This window comes from Thermus thalpophilus (genome assembly GCF_022760915.1).
GTDB classification, from domain to species: domain Bacteria; phylum Deinococcota; class Deinococci; order Deinococcales; family Thermaceae; genus Thermus; species Thermus thalpophilus.
The window spans coordinates 1-436 of the sequence record NZ_JAKTNS010000127.1; the positions used below are offsets into that span (position 1 = coordinate 1).

Below are 436 nucleotides of genomic sequence, written 5' to 3' on the forward strand. Positions count from 1 at the left end.
GCAGGACCTTGGCCTCCTTTAGGGTGGCCGGCACCCGCATGACCCAGGAGAACCCACGCAGGGCCCCCAGGTTCTCCTGGCTGTAGCTGGCCCCGTCCAGCACCACCACCTCCCCCAGTTCCAGGCTCTGGCGGTAGCGCGCCAGCAGGAGAACCAAGGCCTCCTGATCCGACTGGTTCCCATCCCCAGGAGCGAAGAGCAGGGGAATCCCCCCGGTATCGGCGCAGATCAGGTTCATCACCCACTGCTTGAGGTCTGGGCGGTGGTCCCGGCTGTAGCCGTGGGTGAGGCGGATGACCAGGGGCTCGTCCCCCGTATCGGTCTGGCCCTCTTCCCCGCTCCCGTACACCCCGTGGACGTGAAAGCTGGTGGAGTCCACGTGAAGAGCCCGCACGGGAAAGGGAAAGGCTCTGCGGGCAGATTTAGCCACCTCCAC

Annotated in this window: 1 protein-coding gene; it reads right to left on the reverse strand. The window is 66.3% G+C overall.

The window, feature by feature from the left end; translation table 11 throughout:
• Window positions 1-436: IS1634 family transposase (locus L0D17_RS14055; protein ID WP_243095717.1), on the reverse strand; the 436-nt coding region annotated here is incomplete at both ends.